This window comes from Streptomyces sp. E11-3, from assembly GCF_046540415.1.
Lineage (GTDB): Bacteria > Actinomycetota > Actinomycetes > Streptomycetales > Streptomycetaceae > Streptomyces.
In genome coordinates, this window is record NZ_JAZGRL010000207.1 from 1 (window position 1) to 954 (window position 954).

A 954-nucleotide genomic window follows, 5' to 3' on the forward strand; every position below is an offset into this window, starting at 1 on the left:
GTCCCCCCGAGCCCCCCAGGCACCGCGCCCGCCGCCCGGTGTCCCTGCTCGCCTCGGTCGCCCTGTTCGCGGCGGCGATCGGCGGCGGCACCGCGTACGCGGCGCAGGAACTGTTCGGAGAGAACAGCACCCCCACATCCGCCAGCACCAGCGTCGTACCAACGAGCCAAAAGGGCACGATCAGCGGCGTGGCCAACGCGGTCAGCCCGAGCATCGTGGAAATCAGCGCGGGTCAGTCCACGGGCTCCGGCGTGATCATCACATCCGACGGCGAGATCATCACCAACAACCACGTGATCTCCGGAGTGTCCTCCGTCCAGGTGAAGACCAGCGACGGTAAGTCGTACGACGCCGAGGTAGTCGGGACCGACAGCTCCAAGGACCTGGCCCTGATCAAGCTGAAGAACGCCTCCGGCCTCAAAGCAGCCTCACTCGGCGACTCCGACAGCCTCAAGGTGGGCGACGAAGTAGTCGCCATCGGCTCGCCCGAGGGCCTGACCGGCACGGTCACCAGCGGCATCATCTCGGCACTGGACCGCGACGTCACGGTCTCCACAGACGGCGGCCAGCGCCAGCAGGAGGGCCAGGACCGATGGCCGTTCGAGTACGGCGGCGAGCAGTTCAACGGCGAGACCGGCTCATCCAAGACGACCTACAAGGCCCTGCAGACCGACGCCTCGCTCAACCCGGGCAACTCCGGCGGCGCGCTGATCGACATGAACGGCAACATCATCGGCATCAACTCGGCGATGTACTCCCCCAGCGCATCCGCGAGCTCCAACTCGGGCAGCGTGGGCCTCGGCTTCGCCATCCCCGTGAACACGGTCAAGGACGACCTCGCCAAGCTCCGTGCGGGCGAGATGAACTAACGCACCCGCAGTCGCCCCCCGACGCGGCCCCGCCCCACAACGAAACAGAGCGCACCCACCCGTGCGAGGCTGAAGAACGGCCCGC

General features: G+C 67.7%; 1 protein-coding gene. It reads left to right on the plus strand.

The genetic code is table 11. The features are described from left to right. Nucleotides 1-869 (plus strand): S1C family serine protease (locus U9R90_RS36440; protein ID WP_411061788.1); only part of this gene is annotated, 869 nt, incomplete at its 5' end. Nucleotides 870-954 lie beyond the last annotated feature (85 nt).